This window comes from Mesorhizobium silamurunense (genome assembly GCF_014843905.1).
GTDB classification, from domain to species: domain Bacteria; phylum Pseudomonadota; class Alphaproteobacteria; order Rhizobiales; family Rhizobiaceae; genus Mesorhizobium; species Mesorhizobium silamurunense.
Map to the genome: position 1 here is coordinate 155,067 of NZ_LPVS01000027.1, position 15,759 is coordinate 170,825.

General features: G+C 62.9%; 19 protein-coding genes and 1 pseudogene. 13 read left to right on the plus strand and 7 right to left on the minus strand.

Going from position 1 to position 15,759, the window contains the following annotated elements; translation table 11 throughout:
• The first annotated feature begins 113 nt into the window (after nt 1-113).
• From AU465_RS06630 to AU465_RS06670, 9 genes and pseudogenes are all read left to right on the plus strand, one after another.
• Nucleotides 114-1,034 (plus strand): DMT family transporter, encoded by a 921-nt coding sequence (locus tag AU465_RS06630; RefSeq protein ID WP_192245130.1) that lies wholly within the window; start codon nt 114-116, stop codon nt 1,032-1,034.
• A 5-nt stretch (nt 1,035-1,039) separates the two neighbouring features.
• Nucleotides 1,040-1,672, plus strand: a complete 633-nt coding sequence (gene mobA / locus AU465_RS06635; protein WP_192245132.1) for a molybdenum cofactor guanylyltransferase MobA — start codon at nt 1,040-1,042, stop codon at nt 1,670-1,672.
• Nucleotides 1,669-2,184 (plus strand): molybdopterin-guanine dinucleotide biosynthesis protein B, encoded by a 516-nt coding sequence (gene mobB, locus AU465_RS06640; protein ID WP_192245134.1) that lies wholly within the window; start codon nt 1,669-1,671, stop codon nt 2,182-2,184. Before mobA ends, mobB begins: the two co-directional genes overlap by 4 nt.
• 153 nt (nt 2,185-2,337) lie before the next feature.
• On the plus strand, nt 2,338-3,123 hold the full coding sequence (locus tag AU465_RS06645) for an ABC transporter substrate-binding protein (protein WP_192245136.1): 786 nt from the start codon (nt 2,338-2,340) through the stop codon (nt 3,121-3,123).
• Nucleotides 3,124-3,203: 80 nt separating this feature from the next.
• Nucleotides 3,204-3,920 (plus strand): ABC transporter permease, encoded by a 717-nt coding sequence (locus AU465_RS06650; RefSeq protein WP_192245138.1) that lies wholly within the window; start codon nt 3,204-3,206, stop codon nt 3,918-3,920.
• Nucleotides 3,917-4,741: an ABC transporter permease gene (locus AU465_RS06655; protein ID WP_192245140.1), complete on the plus strand. Its 825-nt coding sequence runs from the start codon at nt 3,917-3,919 to the stop codon at nt 4,739-4,741. Before AU465_RS06650 ends, AU465_RS06655 begins: the two co-directional genes overlap by 4 nt.
• Nucleotides 4,742-5,042: 301 nt before the next feature.
• Nucleotides 5,043-5,912 carry an NAD(P)-dependent oxidoreductase gene (locus tag AU465_RS06660; protein WP_192245142.1) on the plus strand — a complete coding sequence of 290 codons (870 nt, stop codon included), beginning with the start codon at nt 5,043-5,045 and terminating at the stop codon, nt 5,910-5,912.
• A gap of 6 nt (nt 5,913-5,918) precedes the next feature.
• A pseudogene (locus AU465_RS06665) lies at nt 5,919-6,602 on the plus strand (DNA alkylation repair protein); the annotation flags it as partial.
• A gap of 183 nt (nt 6,603-6,785) precedes the next feature.
• Nucleotides 6,786-7,151 (plus strand): GNAT family N-acetyltransferase, encoded by a 366-nt coding sequence (locus AU465_RS06670; protein WP_192245146.1) that lies wholly within the window; start codon nt 6,786-6,788, stop codon nt 7,149-7,151.
• 43 nt (nt 7,152-7,194) lie between these two features.
• On the opposite strand, the gene AU465_RS06675 is transcribed toward AU465_RS06670, so the two are convergent.
• Both AU465_RS06675 and AU465_RS37400 read right to left on the minus strand, forming a co-directional pair.
• Entirely contained in the window at nt 7,195-8,124 is a 930-nt protein-coding gene (locus tag AU465_RS06675; protein WP_312891219.1) for a hypothetical protein, read from the minus strand.
• Between the two features lie 108 nt (nt 8,125-8,232).
• Nucleotides 8,233-8,550, minus strand: coding sequence for a hypothetical protein (locus AU465_RS37400; RefSeq protein ID WP_312891220.1), 318 nt, complete (start codon nt 8,548-8,550; stop codon nt 8,233-8,235).
• Nucleotides 8,551-8,800: 250 nt separating this feature from the next.
• Between AU465_RS37400 and AU465_RS06680 the strand changes: the two genes are divergently transcribed.
• Nucleotides 8,801-9,367, plus strand: a complete 567-nt coding sequence (locus AU465_RS06680) for a DUF3299 domain-containing protein (protein ID WP_192245147.1) — start codon at nt 8,801-8,803, stop codon at nt 9,365-9,367.
• Nucleotides 9,368-9,412: 45 nt separating this feature from the next.
• On the opposite strand, the gene AU465_RS06685 is transcribed toward AU465_RS06680, so the two are convergent.
• The 4 genes from AU465_RS06685 to AU465_RS06700 all read right to left on the minus strand — a co-directional run bounded on the left by AU465_RS06685 (nt 9,413) and on the right by AU465_RS06700 (nt 12,006).
• Entirely contained in the window at nt 9,413-9,904 is a 492-nt protein-coding gene (locus tag AU465_RS06685) for an Lrp/AsnC family transcriptional regulator (RefSeq protein ID WP_066992738.1), read from the minus strand.
• A 109-nt stretch (nt 9,905-10,013) separates the two neighbouring features.
• Nucleotides 10,014-10,718 (minus strand): uracil-DNA glycosylase family protein, encoded by a 705-nt coding sequence (locus AU465_RS06690; RefSeq protein ID WP_192245148.1) that lies wholly within the window; start codon nt 10,716-10,718, stop codon nt 10,014-10,016.
• Entirely contained in the window at nt 10,658-11,269 is a 612-nt protein-coding gene (locus AU465_RS06695) for a glutathione S-transferase (RefSeq protein WP_192245150.1), read from the minus strand. Before AU465_RS06695 ends, AU465_RS06690 begins: the two co-directional genes overlap by 61 nt.
• A gap of 38 nt (nt 11,270-11,307) precedes the next feature.
• The gene (locus tag AU465_RS06700) at nt 11,308-12,006 is read right to left on the minus strand and encodes a thermonuclease family protein (RefSeq protein WP_246505900.1); all 699 of its coding nucleotides are present in this window, start codon (nt 12,004-12,006) and stop codon (nt 11,308-11,310) included.
• A gap of 75 nt (nt 12,007-12,081) precedes the next feature.
• Between AU465_RS06700 and AU465_RS06705 the strand changes: the two genes are divergently transcribed.
• Nucleotides 12,082-13,602: a sensor histidine kinase gene (locus AU465_RS06705; protein ID WP_192245152.1), complete on the plus strand. Its 1,521-nt coding sequence runs from the start codon at nt 12,082-12,084 to the stop codon at nt 13,600-13,602.
• Between the two features lie 30 nt (nt 13,603-13,632).
• On the opposite strand, the gene AU465_RS06710 is transcribed toward AU465_RS06705, so the two are convergent.
• Nucleotides 13,633-14,628 carry a nicotinate-nucleotide--dimethylbenzimidazole phosphoribosyltransferase gene (locus AU465_RS06710; protein ID WP_192245154.1) on the minus strand — a complete coding sequence of 332 codons (996 nt, stop codon included), beginning with the start codon at nt 14,626-14,628 and terminating at the stop codon, nt 13,633-13,635.
• A gap of 162 nt (nt 14,629-14,790) precedes the next feature.
• Between AU465_RS06710 and AU465_RS06715 the strand changes: the two genes are divergently transcribed.
• On the plus strand, nt 14,791-15,021 hold the full coding sequence (locus tag AU465_RS06715) for a DUF1289 domain-containing protein (RefSeq protein WP_192245156.1): 231 nt from the start codon (nt 14,791-14,793) through the stop codon (nt 15,019-15,021).
• Between the two features lie 30 nt (nt 15,022-15,051).
• Nucleotides 15,052-15,756, plus strand: a complete 705-nt coding sequence (locus tag AU465_RS06720) for a TIGR02281 family clan AA aspartic protease (protein ID WP_192245158.1) — start codon at nt 15,052-15,054, stop codon at nt 15,754-15,756.
• Nucleotides 15,757-15,759: the final 3 nt, after the last annotated feature.

Here is a 15,759-nt window from a genome sequence, read left to right on the forward strand (position 1 = left end):
GGCCGCCGTTGCAGATCGATATTGTGGCCACGGAAAGTTCCGTGGCCCATTTCTTTGGCGTTGCTGTTTTCCGGCTGCCTGCTACAGGCTTGGTCTAAAATCTGGAAACGCCCTTGCCTCTTTCGCCCAATCTTCGCGGCGCGCTGTTCATGGTCGTGGCCATGGTCGGCTTCACCCTTAACGACGCGATCACCAAATTCTCTTCCGAATCCATGAACATGGCGCAGGTCATGCTGGTGCGGGGCGCTTTCGCATCGCTGTTCGTCGGCCTGCTTGCTTGGCGTCGCGGCGCGCTTTCCGATCCCCGCGCCAGGATGCAGCCCATGGTCGCGGTGCGCGTCGCCGGCGAAGCCGGCGCCACGGTCTCCTTCCTCGTCGCGCTGGCGCATCTGCCGATCGCCAATGTCTCCGCCGTTCTGCAGGCGTTGCCGCTCGCCGTGACGATGGGCGCCGCACTGGTGTTCGGCGAAGGTGTCGGCTGGCGGCGCTGGCTAGCCATCGCCGTCGGCTTTGCCGGCGTGCTGATCATCGTGCGGCCGGGGTTCGAGGGTTTTAGCGTCTATTCGCTGCTGGCGCTGACGAGCGTTGTCTGCTGCGCGGTGCGCGACCTCGCCACCAAGCGCATCCCGCAGGCGATCCCGACCATGCTGGTATCGACCGCGACAGCTCTGGCCATGACGGCACTCGGCGCGCTGCTGCTGTCGCCGATGGGCGGCTGGACGCCGATGTCCGGCCGGGCAACCGCGCTGCTGGCGCTGGCGGCTGTGCTGGTCCTCATCGGCTACCAGTTCATCATCATGGCGATGCGCTCCGGCGACATCTCCTTCATCGCGCCCTTTCGGTATACGGCGCTACTCTGGTCGATCCTGCTCGGCCTCGTCATCTTCGGCGACATCGCCGACCTGCCGATGATCGTCGGTGCCGCGATCATCATCGGCTCCGGCCTCTATGCGCTCTACCGTGAACGCGTCGTCGGCAGGCGGCAGCCCGCCGCCGAAAGCGCTGGACCGGACATGGCGCCGGACGGCATATAGGCCCGATGGACCGGAGCATTGCAGGCATCATCCTGGCGGGAGGCCAGTCGCGCCGGATGGGCGGCGGCGACAAGCCCCTTCTGCCGCTGGGCAAAGGCAGGCTGATCGACCATGTCGCCGCGCGTCTCAAGCCTCAGGTCGGCACGCTGGCGCTCAACGCCAATGGCGACCCCGCGCGCTTTGCCGACATGAACCTTCCGGTGGTCGCCGATACGGTGTCCGGCTATGCCGGCCCGCTGGCTGGCATCTTGACCGGCCTCGAATGGGCGGCAACGAACACGGCTTGCCGGTCGCTTCTAAGCGCGGCCGGCGACACGCCGTTCTTCCCCGGCGATCTCGTTGAACGGTTGGTCGCCGCCGCTCACGAACGGCCGGGCGCGATCGCCGTCGCCAGTTTTGACGGCAGATGGCATCCGACCTTTGCGCTTTGGCCGCTTGGCCTGCGCGATGCCCTGCGCCATTTCCTGGTCGACGAGGACAATCGCCGGGTTTCGGCCTTCATGGAACGGCACGGTTTTGTCCAGGTGGAGTTTCCGATGATCGAAGCCGAAGGCCAGCGGATCGACCCGTTCTTCAACATCAACACGCCGGACGACCTTGCGGAGGCCGAACGTCTGTTGCAAAGCCTCCAGCCATGAGACGCGTATTCGGCATCACCGGCTGGAAGAACTCCGGCAAGACGACCCTGACCGAAAAGCTGGTCGCCGAACTGGTCCGGCGCGGCTGGACGGTCTCGACCGTGAAGCACGCCCATCATGACTTCGACATCGACAAGCCGGGCGCGGACTCCTTTCGCCATCGTCAGGCCGGCGCAACCGAGGTCGCGGTCGTGTCCGGCCGGCGCTGGGCGCTGATGCACGAGCTGCGCAACGAGGGCGAGCCGTCGCTGGACGACATCCTGTCGCGCCTGGCGCCCTGCGACATCGTGCTCGTCGAAGGCTACAAGCGCGAGGCGCACAAGAAGATCGAGGCGAGACGGCTGGAGGCCAAGGACCGGACGCCGCTTTCGATCAACGACCCGAACATCGTCGCCATCGCTGCGGATTTCAAAGTCGAAGGCGAAACCCTCCCCGTTTTCGACCTCGACGATACGAAATCGATAGCCGACTTTGTCGAGCGCGCGACCGGTCTCAGTGCTCAGACCAAGTAACGCAAGGGCAGATGGCGGTTGTCGTTTGCTGTTGTTTTGCAGTTGCTTTTTTCTTCGAAAGAGTGGGAGTATCCCGCGCAGCGGGCGGACAAAGTAGCTCCGCCCACAAGAGCCGCACGGGACAGCGGCCATGGACAATATGAGAGGATTATCATGCGTATTGCACTGCGTATCGCGCTCGCCGCTTCGGCCGCGCTGCTGACACTTGGCGTTGCCCAGGCTCAGGAGAAGACCCTAAGGATCGGCACCGAAGGCGCGTATCCGCCCTTCAACAACCTGACCTCGGACGGCCAGCTGGTCGGTTTCGACATCGACATCGCCAAGGCCCTCTGCGACGAAATGAAGGTGAAGTGCACCTTCGTCGCTCAGGACTGGGACGGCATCATTCCGGCGCTCCAGGCCGGCAAGTTCGACGCCATCGTCGCCTCGATGTCGATCACGCCCGAGCGGCAGGAAAAGGTGGACTTCACCCACAAATACTACAACACGCCCTCGGCGATCGCCGTGCCGAAGGATTCGCCTCTCAAGGGCGTGACCAAGGAGGACCTCGCCGGCAAGGCGATCGGCGTCGCCACCACGACGACGCATTTCAACTATGCCTCGAAGACCTATACCGACAGCACGATCAAGGGCTACCCGAGCAGCCCCGAGGAACAGGCCGATCTCGCCAACGGTCGCCTCGACGCCATCGAGGACGACATCGTCGTGCTGCAACAGTGGCTGGATTCGCCTGACGGCGCCTGCTGCAAGATCCTCGGCCAGCCCTCGCCGCAGCCGGTCGATATCTTCGGACCAGGCGCCGGCATTGCCGTGCGCAAGGGCGAGACCGATCTGGTCAACAAGCTGAATTCCGCGATCGACGCCATCCGCAAGAACGGAAAGTACAAGGAAATCAACGACAAGTACTTCAAGTTCGACGTCTACGGCGCCGAGTCCTGATCATTGCGCTCAAAGGGCGGTGAGGAAGACCTCACCGCCCTTCTTTCATTACGGGATCGCCACGGAGAACAGACCCGTCAATGCCAGCCCAAAGCATTTGGACACTTCTCAGTTGGGGACCGGATGGCTGGAGTGACGACATTGCGTCTGGTGTGCTGGTCACGATTGCGCTGGCGCTTGCCACGCTGCCGATCGGCCTGACGATCGGTTTTTTCGTCGCCTTCGCCAAACAGCAAGAAGAGCCCTCGCTGCGGCTTGCGGCCAACATCTACACCACCGTCTTTCGCGGCCTGCCCGAACTGGTCACGCTATTCCTGTTCTTCTTCGGCATGCCGCTGCTGCTGCAGTACCTTGTCCGGTTGTTCAATCCGGATGCGACGGTCGACGTGAACAGCTTCATTGCCGGCATGATCGTGCTCTCGCTGATCTTCTCGTCCTACGCCAGCGAGGTTTTTCTTTCGGCCTTTCGCGCCATTCCCAAGGGCCAGTATGAGGGTGGCTACGCGATCGGCCTTTCGAAATGGCAGACGATGCGACTGGTGATCCTGCCGCAGTTGCTGCGCATCGCTTTCCCCGGTCTCGAGAATTGCTGGCTTAGCCTGCTCAAGGACACCTCGCTGGTCTCGGTCGTCAACCTCGCTGAGACGCTGCGCAATGCCGGCGTCGCAGCCCGCGTCACCAAGCATTCCTTCCTGTTCTATAGCGTCGCGGCGCTGGTCTTCCTTGTGCTTGCCATCCTGTCGTCGATCGTCACCGGCTATATCCTGCGCTCGCTAGGGCGGAGGGAAGCGCGATGAGCGTCAGCCAGGCTATCGCCATCGACAAACCGCCGCCGCAGGCACGCGGCTGGCCGCGCGCGCGTATCGTCGGCTATGCGCTGGTAGGCCTGTGGGTGCTCTTCGGCCTTGGCATCGTGGCCTACCTCGTCCACGCCTGGAATGCCGAGTTCTTCGCCAGATACGCGCCGGCCTATCTGCAAGGACTTGGAACCACCCTGTCGCTGGTGGCCATTTCGATGGTGACCGGCGCGATTCTGTCGCTGCCCGTCGCCTACGGACGCATGTCGAAGAACAAGATCCTGTCCGGGCTCGCCTATTGCTACGTCTATTTCTTCCGCGGCACGCCGCTGCTGGTGCAAACCTATCTGGTCTATTACGGTGTCGGCTCCTTCCGGCCGGAATTGCAAACGATCGGGCTGTGGTGGTTCTTCCGCGAGGCGTTCTACTGCGGCGTCTTTGCCTTCTCCCTCAACACCGCCGCCTACCAGGCTGAAATCCTGCGCGGCGCCATCGAAAGCGTTCCGCGAGGCCAATGGGAGGGTGCGGCCTCGCTCGGGCTGCACAAGCTGCAGACGCTGCGCAAGGTCATCATGCCGCAGGCGATCATCGTGGCGCTGCGGCCTTACGGCAACGAACTCATCCTGATGATCAAGGCTTCGGCGATCGTCGCCATCATCACCGTCTACGATCTCATGGGCAATGCGAAGCTCGCCTACGCAAAATCCTTCGACATCCAGGCCTATATCTGGGTGGCGATCGTTTATCTGGTGTTGGTCGAGATCCTGCGTCACGGCGTCGAATGGATCGAGCGCCGGATCACCATTCACCTCAAACGATAGAGCGCCTGAGCTATTCCACGAAAGTGGGTGGCGGTTTTCCGTCCGGAATCGCGGAAAACAAAATTAATGCATGTCGCGCAAAAGTGTGCAGCGGTTTTGCGAAAACGACATGCATAAAACAAGACCTAAAGCGCGTTGCCTGAATCCGTTCCAGCGCGACGCGCTTTAGAGCGGTTCTCTAAACTGGGCCGCTCTGGCTCCGGTCTGCACCAGTCGATGCGGCTCTGCGCACCTTGACGAATTTTTCGCATGGCCTAGACCTTCCGCCGCTGAAATCTCTCTATTGTTGGAAGGCAGGCTTATGGCATCGGTTGCATTTCTCGGTCTTGGCGTCATGGGCTATCCGATGGCCGGGCACCTCAGCAACAAGGGCGGCCACGACGTCACCGTCTACAACCGCACTGCGGCAAAGGCCGAGCAATGGGTCGCCCAGCATGGCGCCAAGCTGGCGCTGACGCCGGCTGAAGCGGCCGAAGGCAAGGACTTCGTCTTCTCCTGTGTCGGCAATGACGACGACCTGCGCTCGGTGACGATCGGCGCCAAGGGCGCCTTCGCCGCGATGAAGAAGGGCTCCGTCTTCATCGACAACACCACGGCCTCGGCCGAAGTCGCGCGTGAACTCGCCGCAGCCGCCGAGAAGGCCGGCTTTTCCTTCCTCGACGCGCCGGTGTCCGGCGGTCAGGCAGGCGCCGAGAACGGCGTGCTGACGGTGATGGTCGGCGGCGAGCAGGCTGCCTTCGACCGGGCCAAGCCGGTCATCGACGCTTTTGCCCGCATGGTCGGGCTGATGGGGCCGGCCGGCGCCGGCCAGCTCACCAAGATGATCAACCAGATCACCATCGCCGGCCTCGTCCAGGGGCTGGCCGAGGGCATCCATTTCGGCAAGAAGGCCGGCCTCGACATCGAGAAGGTCATCGACGTGATCTCCAAGGGCGCTGCCGGCTCCTGGCAGATGGAAAACCGCCACAAGACGATGAATGCCGGAAAATATGATTTCGGCTTTGCCGTCGACTGGATGCGCAAGGATCTCGGCATCTGCCTCGCCGAAGCCAACCGCAACGGCGCCAGGCTGCCGGTGACCGCGCTGGTCGACCAGTTCTACAAGGATGTGCAGGACATGGGCGGCAGGCGCTGGGATACGTCCTCGCTGCTGGCTCGCCTGGAAAAATAGACGGCGATGGCCCTGCCCGATCCGAGCTGGAGCGCCGACGACATCGTCGCCCATTTGCGCTCGATCGGCACCGAGGAAAACCGCGCTGGTATGGCGCGGTTCGGCATCAACACGAGAACCGCGCTCGGCATCGGCAATTCCGACCTGCGGCCGCTGGCGCGCAAGCTGAAGAAGAACCACGAACGGTCGTTGCTTCTCTGGGACAGCGGCATCCGCGAGGCGCGCCTGGTAGCGGCCTTCACCGGCGAGCCTAAGCATCTCGACGTCGCCCTGTGCCGGCGCTGGGCCGCCGATTTCGACAGTTGGGAGATCGTCGACACCGTTGCCGACCTGTTCGCCGACACGCCGTTCTGGCGTGAGCTGATCGAGGAATTCGCCGAGGACGAGCGCGAGTTCGTTCGCCGCATCGCGTTCGCCATGCTGGCCTGGAGCGCGGTGCATCTGAAGAAGGAGCCCGACGCGACTTTCCTTACCTATCTGCCGCTGATCGAGAAACATGCCGGCGACCCGCGCAACTTCGTTCGCAAGGCGGTGAATTGGGCGCTGCGGCAGATCGGCAAGCGATCCGTCGCGCTGCATGCCCCTGCCCTTGCGCTTGCAGAAAAATTAGCGGCGTCGTCCGACAAGACGGCGCGCTGGATCGGCAAGGATGCTGTCAAGGAACTGACGGATGCCAAACAGCTCGAACGGCCGGAAAGGCTTGATATCGGTCATATCCGCTTCACTGAGGTGACGCGGGAAACGCACAGCCGTTTCGAAGGCCTGTTCGAGCAACCCGGCGCGCCGAAATATTCTGGTGCATGGCCTGGCGCCATTCCAGCCGCGAGCACATTGAGAACGACGAGAAGAAGCGCATGATGATGGCGCTCATCGATGCCGGCACGCCGGTCCGCATCGTCGCCGAGCTCGCGCAAGGTGATCGGCTGGTGCTCGGTCGCGCCGCGCGAGACCTATCGCAGGCTGTCGAGGCAGCAGGACGATAGCGAGACGGACGTCTGGTCGGTCGTTTGCTTCTATGTCCCAAGGGCCTTGCGCGGCGGCGGCTTGGCTTCGGCCTTGCTGGACGCAGCCATCAAGCATGCCTTCGCCAAAGGCGCGCGCGTGATCGAGGCCTATCCGGTCGACGAGGCTGCACCGAGCTACCGCTTCATGGGTTTTCGCGACATGTTCACCGCTCGTGGATTTCAAGAGATCGGCACGGCCGGCACTCGCAGGCATGTGATGCGGCTGAGCCGTTGAGCTTGGCCCCCAAAGCGTTGTCGGGACGCGGGTACTGAACGTGCTATCGACGCAGATCGTGGACGCCGAGTTCTTCCCACATCCAATCGAAGCTGTAAGTTGCCATCGGATCCGTCGGAACAGGTCGCTTGGCAGTCTGGTTTTCAAGATATTTCAGCCAATCGGCAAATTTTCGGCGACCGGCTGTGGTTTTGGCGGCCTGACGCGGCGTCTTGTTCCCCAACATTTTGACCGGCTGATCGAGCGTTTCCGGATAATGCCGATCCAAGTATTCGTGGATGCCCTGTTCGGCGACTTCCGGCGGTATGTTCGATGGCGATGTTTCGGCACCTTCACGTGGTCGTTCGGCTTTCATCTGCTCGACAGTTCGGATTTCGGTTAGGGGTGTCCGGACAAGATCGCCGAGGACCTGCTGGATCAAAGCCGTCCCTCTTGTCGCCCGAGCTGCGGAGTTGGCCGACAGATGCAGGAAACGGCCCATCAACTCGACATTACCCAGCACGAGCGGACCGTTGTCCATCGTGGTGTCTATGGTAGGGGCGGCCGCTGCTTTTGGTTTGTTCCCACCTTTCGGCGTCTCTTCCAGCCAGTTCCAGAATTTCGCGTCCGCCTGCGACAAGGCTGGAATATTGTTCAACCGGGCGGCGATGTCCTCCTGTTTCACGCCGGGTGCAAGTGGAAAGCGAACGTTGTGGAATACGATTTCGTCGCCATCGGTGTTTTGCAGCCGGGGCCCCGCCACCCTTCCAAGGGTGTCGAACAACCATGCGAGCGTGAACATGAATGCTGCCGCCTGCAGCTCGTCATCTTTGATGGCGGGTAGCTTTTTTGCATTTCTTTTGCCGAACAGGCCGCGCAGCCCATCGAACAATGTTTCGGTGGCCTGCGGGGTAAAGGGCAACACACCGCCAGCCATGACGTTTTTGCCCATGACGGGTACGATCCGCGCGGCAAGCCTGTCCCACTGCTTCAAAGTCTTTGTCGCGCTGCCCTCGCTGACGGACGATCGGCTCGCCGCCGCGGATAAGGTCACGCGCCATGAAAGACAGTCCCGGAACGACGTTACTCACCTCATACAAGCTCATGACGGAAGTGCGCAGCGCCGCCATGTAGGCCCTTGATTGCGCTCTTTCCTTCCAGCCTCGGCGCTTGAGATATTCGTCGACGATGTTGGCAGGTTCGCCCTCGAAATTTTCTGCGTCAGGAAATCCTCGAAAACGCAACCCCAAAGGGTGTTCGTCCAGTGATCACCGAGGACTTCGGCAAGGTGTTCAAACTCCCTTTCACCCTCGTCGAGGATTGAGCCGAAATGTTCGTTGAAAACTTCCTCAAAGCATTCGCGCCATTCGTCACGGGCAAGAAATTTCATCAGTCCGCTAAGATCATGGCTGGTCGGCATGGAACTTCTCCAGGTTCTTGCGCGTCGGGCATCGCAAGACGCGGGTTCGCTGCCATTGCTTGTCGGGCTATTTTCAGCGCCGCTCCCGCGATCAGGCAAGGCGTGGGCAACGATTTCCCGGTGTTTCTTCCGCGCGACTTTCCGCTAGAGCTTTTCTGCGGCGCACACCAATTTCATCGGGCCAAAAAATGCTTCAGAGATCACGGCAGTTTTACTCGCTCGCAATTACGGACCGGCCAGAATGGAGCCAATGAACAACCCTCTCAACACAGGCACGATCATCGCCGCGGTACTTGGCCTTGCCGTCAGTCAGGCCTCGGCAGAGACCGCGCACATCTTCTGGAAGGATCTACGCCCCGCGACGCAGGCGGTCGCCGAGGACGCCAACCTGCCGATGATCGCAGCCAAACTGCCCGATCACGGCGAGACCTTGTCGCTCAATCTCCAGGACAGGACCATTCAGTTGGCCGGCTATGCATTGCCGGTCGATCGCGAGGGCGACCTTGTCTATCAGTTCCTGCTGGTCCCTTGGACCGGCGCCTGCAGCCACATGCCGACGCCACCGCCGAACCAGATCGTGCTGGTCACGCCGACGCATCCCTACAGTATGTCGGAAGCATATGAGCCGGTCTCCGTTACCGGCGTGCTGAAGCCAGGCATGGAGAAAAGCCAGCTCTTCATCCTCGACGGCGTCTTGATCGTCCAGTCCGGCTACACCGTGCACAAGGCTGAGGTGGCGAGCACCGACACAGTGCCCGACGCCGTCACACTCCCGGTCAACTCCCCGTGGAATTTCCTCCACAAAAAGAAGAACTAAATCTCGCCGCTTCATGCATAGCAGGAAGCGGCGAGCGCCCGATGCTCAGGCCGCGTTGGCGCCCGACTCCTTGTCCAGGATCATATAGTCGAGCGGAATCTCGGTCGTGTACTTGATCTGCTCCATGGCGAAGGACGAAGACACGTCGCGGATCTCGATCTTGGCGATCAGCCGCTTGTAGAAAGCGTCGTAAGCGGCAATGTCAGGCACCACCACGCGCAGCAGATAATCGACGTCGCCGCTCATGCGGTAGAACTCGACCACTTCAGGAAATTCCTGGATGACTTCGGAGAAGCGTCGCAGCCATTCATGGCTGTGCGAATTGGTGCGGATCGAAACGAAGACGGTGACGCGCACATTGACCTTCTCGTGGTCGAGAATAGCGACGCGCCGCTTGATGACTCCCTCTTCCTCGAGCTTCTGAATGCGCCGCCAGCATGGCGTGGTCGACAGGCCGACTTTCTTGGCAACATCGGCGACCGCAAGCGTCGCGTCCTCCTGCAGGAGGCGGAGAATTTTTCTGTCTAGGCGGTCCATTGGGAGAACTCCAGGGGAATAGTTTCGCTATAATCCCCCTTATCAGGGCCTTTCACAAGAAAGAAATTCTGCCAACGGCGGCAAAAGCGAGTGATATCTTGCCGAATGCCTAGCCGATGCGATAGCGGATTTCCGACCGCAGGAAAGGCAGCAAATCCATTTCAAACCACGGATTCTTCTTCAGCCATCCGGTGTTTCGCCAGGACGGATGCGGCAGCGGCAGCACTTTTACGCTGGCGGCCGCGTCCCAGATGGCGCGCCAGTTTTTGACCGTTTCCGTCAGCGAGGGCCCGCGCGCCAGGCCCATGTGCCAGGACTGCGCGTAGCCGCCGATCGTCAGCACCAGGTCGATCTGGGGCATCAGCGCCATCAGCTCAGCGCGCCAGGCCGGCGCGCATTCGCGGCGCGGCGGCAGGTCGGCGCCCTTGGCATCCTGGCCGGGAAAGCAGAAACCCATCGGCACGATGGCGAATTTTCTTGTATCGTAGAACTCTTCGTTGCTGACGCCGAGCCAGTTCCTCAGGCGATCCCCGGAAGCGTCGGTGAACGGCATGCCCGATATGTGCACCTTGGTGCCCGGAGCCTGGCTGGCGAGCAGGATGCGCGCGCTCGACGACGGCCTCAGCACCGGACGCGGCTCATGCGGCAGGGGCCGACCGTGCGGCTGCTCGACACAGATACGGCAGGCCCGCACCCTGGTGGTGAGGCTTTCCAGCGCTTGGGTCATGCTTGGCAAGTCGTCCAAGTGCGGCCTCAGGCAGCGGCGCTTGGCCGGCTGGAGAGCGCAGCGTGCCAGCGCAGCACGTTCGCGCATTCCTCGGGCACCTTGATACGCGCCGGCTTCATGAAATCGATGGCGATCAGCCCGGTGATGTCGGCAACCGAATAGGCATCGCCGGCGGCGAATTCCCTGTCGGCCAGCTCACGATCGAGCAGATGCAGAAATTCGACGGCTTTGGGTTTGTTGGCCTCGCCCCATTCAGGAATCTGCGGCACCTCCCAATCCTTCATCGCCGGGTGGATGTGACGGAAGGCAGCGGCCACGCAGCTTAGGAGATTGAACTCCATGCGTCTTTGCCACATCTCGACCATGGCCTTGCCGAGCGCGCCTTTTCCGAACAGGGCGGGCTCCGGATGCAACTCCTCGAAATAGCGGCAGATGGCGATGGATTCGGTGATGATGGTGCCGTCGTCGAGCTCCAGCACCGGCAGCCGGCGCAGCGGATTGCGCGTCGCCACCGGCTCCTCGCGATGCTCCAGCGCGCCCATGTCAACGGGCACCAAGGGAACGGTCAGTCCCTTTTCCGCCAGGAAAACCCGGACCCGCCTGGGGTTCGGCGCGCGCCCGCCATCGAACAGCTTCATTCCATTCTCCGATCTTTCACCCGATCTTAGGGCGCACTTCAATGCATGTCGCCCAAAAGTGCGCAGCGGTTTTGGGAACGACATGCATCAAACAGAGCATCGCCAGAAGCGACATCCTCAGAAGCGAAAGAACTCGCGCAGCGCATCGCCAAGCGAAGCCAACGTGCCGTGCTTCTCTCGACCGGCTGATCGTGATGGCTGTCGCGCCAGTCCTGCGGCTCGTCGAAGGAGCCGGCCCAGATGCCGGCCTTGGCGACCCGCGCAACAGTCTCCTCGGTTTCGAAGTCGCCGAAGGCGACCGCCCATCCGGCCTGAACTTGCGCACGGTTGAGGTCCGTGTCGCCCGCCTTGCAGTCGCAGAGCAGCCGGCCGTACCGGTCGCGCTGCCAGCCGCTGCAGGAAACCGGCCTGCTGGCGATCAGCCGCACCAGCGACTGCCGCGCGAGCTTGCCGCAAGGGTAGTCGGCCCCATCCTTGCGGCCTGTCTGCATGTATTCCGGAGCGTCGATGCCGCGCATGCGGATGCGTTCGGCGCCGAGCGTGATCGAATCGCCATCATTGACGATGGCCGTGCCTTGCTCGTTGCGCGTCTCGAACCGGTCGAGCCGCGCCGCCACCAGGATGAACAGCCCAAGCAGAACCGCGGTCAGCGCGTAGTCCAGCAGCCTGCGCCAAAGGCTTCGCGGAGGCCGCGGAACATATCGCCGGCGCGGTCCTCGCGGCCAGGAACGGCTCATATGGCAAACAGTCTCTTAATCATTCGAACGTAGCTTAACGAACTGAAATCGCTGCGCGCAGAAATTGAACTTGGCATGCCTTTGCTACGCTCGGACACAGCGGACAAATTCATTGTGGACCGCAGGAAACCGCATCGCAACAGCGATGTGGCGCGCGCAGTGCGCCGGACGCGCGACCGCCTCTCGCAGCAGGCCGGCAATCTTGATTTCGACCGCGAGCTGCTCAAGCTCCATGCGCGCGCCATGGTGGTCAGCGCTGCGGCGATTCCTCTGCTTGTGCTTGCGGTGGCAGCCGTCGGCCGCTTCGCGGGCCTGGGTAACCAGGTCGCCATCTGGGCTCTCTTCACGCTGCTTTGCTACACAATCGTCACCTTCATGGCGCGGCGTGTCGAGCGTACGGAAGCGGCCGAGCTCGACCCGGTGCAAACGCGCCGCGATTTCCTGATCGGCCATGCGCTTTGCGGCCTCGGCTGGGCCTGGTTCGCATGGCTGGGCTGCGAAACATGCCAGGTCGACCAGTTCCATGTCGTCAAGGCCATGGTGCTTCTGGTCGCCATGGCGACGACCGCGGTCATGGCATCGTCGCTGGGCGGCGCCCTGCTCGCGACCTTCGCCGTTCCGGTCGCGGTCTATGCCTGTGCCGTCGCACGTGTTTGGACGCCGATCGAAGGGATCATGGCTGCACTTCTGGTCGCCGCCCTGCCCTTTTTCGGCTACGTCGCGCGCCATCTCAACCAGGCTTCATGGATGATTCTCTCCTTCCGCTCCGAAAAGGACGCGCTGATCGCCGAGGTTGAGACGGCGAAATCGATGTCCGACGAGGCACGACGGCGCGCCGAGGACGCCAATCTGGCGAAGTCGCGCTTCCTCGCCTCAATGAGCCATGAGCTTCGGACGCCGCTCAACGCCATCCTCGGCTTCTCCGAAGTGATGGCCAACGAGGTGCTCGGGCCGATGAGCAACCCGACCTATCGCGACTATGCGCACGACGTGCACGAATCCGGCCAGCACCTGCTCGACCTGATCAACGAGATCCTCGACCTGTCGCGCATCGAGGCCGGCCGCTACCAGCTCAACGAGGAGCCGGTAGTGCTGCTGACAATCGTCGAGGACTGTTGCCACATGATGGAGCTGAGAGCCCGCAACAAGGACATCCGCGTCATTCAGGAGTTCGAGACCACCTTGCCGCGCCTGTTCGGCGACGAGCGCGCCATCCGGCAGATCACGCTCAACCTGTTGTCCAATGCGATCAAGTTCACGCCGTCGGGCGGCGAAGTGCGCGTGCGCGTCGGCTGGACGGCCGGCGGCGGCCAGTACATCTCCGTCAAGGACAACGGCCCCGGCATTCCAGACGACGAAATCCCGGTGGTGCTTTCCGCCTTCGGCCAGGGCTCGATCGCCATCAAGAGCGCTGAACAGGGAACCGGCCTCGGCCTGCCGATCGTGCAGGGCCTGCTCGATATGCATGGCGGCGAGTTCGAGCTTCACTCCAAGCTGCGCGAAGGCACCGAGGCGATCGCCATCTTCCCGTTGAGCCGGGTGATGGAAGAACTGCCCGCGCTGCCGACCAAGGCCGTCGCCGCGCGCCGGCGCTAGGGCAATTTCAGAACCAGCGTAGCGGTTCTCCTAAAGCCGAACGGCTGCCGCCATGCCCGAGCTGGTGAGCGCTGTCGCCTTGACGAGACCGGCGGCAAGCCCAGCCCCCACTCCTTCGCCCTGATTGAGGCCGAGATCGAGCAAGGGCCGCAGGCCGAGCCGTTCGGCAACCTTGGCGTGGCCGGGCTCCGGCGACAGGCTTGCAAGCAGGCAATGGTCGATCGCGGAAGGATTGGCTTTGTGCAGAACCGCGGCGGCAGCCGTCGCGACGAACCCGTCGAGAAGCACAGGAATCTTCTGCATGCGGGCGGCGAGAATGGCACCGCAGATCGCCGCGAACTCGCGGCCGCCGACCCGGCGCAACGCTTCGAGCGGATCGCCGAGGCTGGCGCCGTGGAAGGCCAGCGCCCGATCGACCGCTTCCGCCTTGCGCGCCGTCATCGCCGCATCGGCGCCCGATCCCGGCCCGACCCAGCCGGCGCCCTTGCCGCCGAACAGCGCCGCGCTGAGAACGGCCGCGATGGTCGAATTGCCGACACCGAGATCGCCCAGGCAAAGAAGGTCGGCGCCGCCCGCGACCGCTTCCATGCCGAAGGCCATCGTGGCGGCGCAGCCGCGCTCGTCGAGCGCCGCTTCTTCCGTGACGTCGCCGGTCGGAATGTCCAGCGCCAGGTCGAAGACCTTCAGGCCGAGATCGTTGGCGATGCAGATCTGGTTGATCGCCGCACCTCCGGCAGCGCAGAGTTCAACGGCATTGGCGGTCGCCGAAACCGGCCGCGGCGAGATGCCATGCCTCACAGCGCCGTGATTGCCGGCGAAGATCGCCACAAGCGGCCGGTTGACGGCCGGCGGCGCGCGCCCGCTCCAGGCGGCGAGCCAGGCCGCGATGTCCTCGATCCGGCCCAGCGAGGCTTTCGGCTTGTCGGCCCGCGCGAACAGCGCGCGGACGCGGGTTTCGGCGGTTGCGTCCGCCGGCGGCAGTGTGGCCAGCAGAGTGCGGAAATCATCGAAAGGCTTTGCGGTCATGTCGGATGCGGTCTCTTTGCAGGAATAGGCAGCGGCATAGCCGCCTTGACCGCCCGGCACAACCGCCCGGCAATGCCGCGAAAGCGCCGATCGGCGGCGCATTGCGAAGGGCTTGCATTGGCTTTGCGGTTGCACCATGTGGAGTGAAGGCAAGAGAACAGCATGACCGCCATCGAGTCTCCCTGCATACTCGTCTGCTCGATCGACATGAAAACCGGCTTCTGTTTCGGCTGCGGCCGCACGCGCGATGAGATCGCCGGCTGGATCGCGATGACGCCGGTAATCCGGCGTGCGGTCATGGCCGAATTGCCGGCGCGGCTGGAGACGGTCGAACGCCGGCCCCGCCGCGAGACGCGGCGCGCCCGCATGGCGCGCGAGCGCGATATACTGTGAGAAAGGGCTGGCCGTGAGAAAGGGTTGGCCATGAACCGCCTGTTCTGGATCGTCATGCTGGTGATCGGCGCCGGGCTGATCCTGCTGATGATGAACGATTCCGCCGGCCGCACCTTCGGCATCGAGAACCACGATTTCAGCCGGCTGATCTGGGTTGGTGTCCTGGTAGCGGTGATCGGCGCCAGCCTCGTCCGCTCGGGCCGGCCACTCGGAGACATGGCGCGCAATTTCGGCGTCTGGGCGGCAATAGTGCTGGCGCTGATCGCCGGCTACCAATATCGCTACGAGCTTCAGGACGTTGCCAGCCGCGTCACGGCCGGCCTTGTTCCGGGAAGTCCGCTGGCGCTCGGGGTGGACAATGGCCGCGCCACCGTGACGCTCGACAAGGCCGACAATGGCCATTTCGAGGCCCGAATTCTCGTCAACGGCAGGCCGGTGCGCACGGTGGTCGACACCGGCGCGACCAGCACGGTGCTGACGGCGGAGGACGCCCAGGCGGCCGGCTTCAACCCGGCGACGCTGAGCTACACCGTGGACGTTTCGACCGCCAACGGCATGGCGCGCGCCGCTACGGCCAGGACCAACGAGATGGCGATCGGCGGGATCGTGCGCAAGGATATGCCGGTGATGATCGCAGCGCCGGGCATGCTCGAGCAAAGCCTGCTCGGCATGAACTTCATCAGCTCGCTGTCGGGCTTCGACGTGCGCGGCGACCGCATGATCCTTAGGGACTAGCTG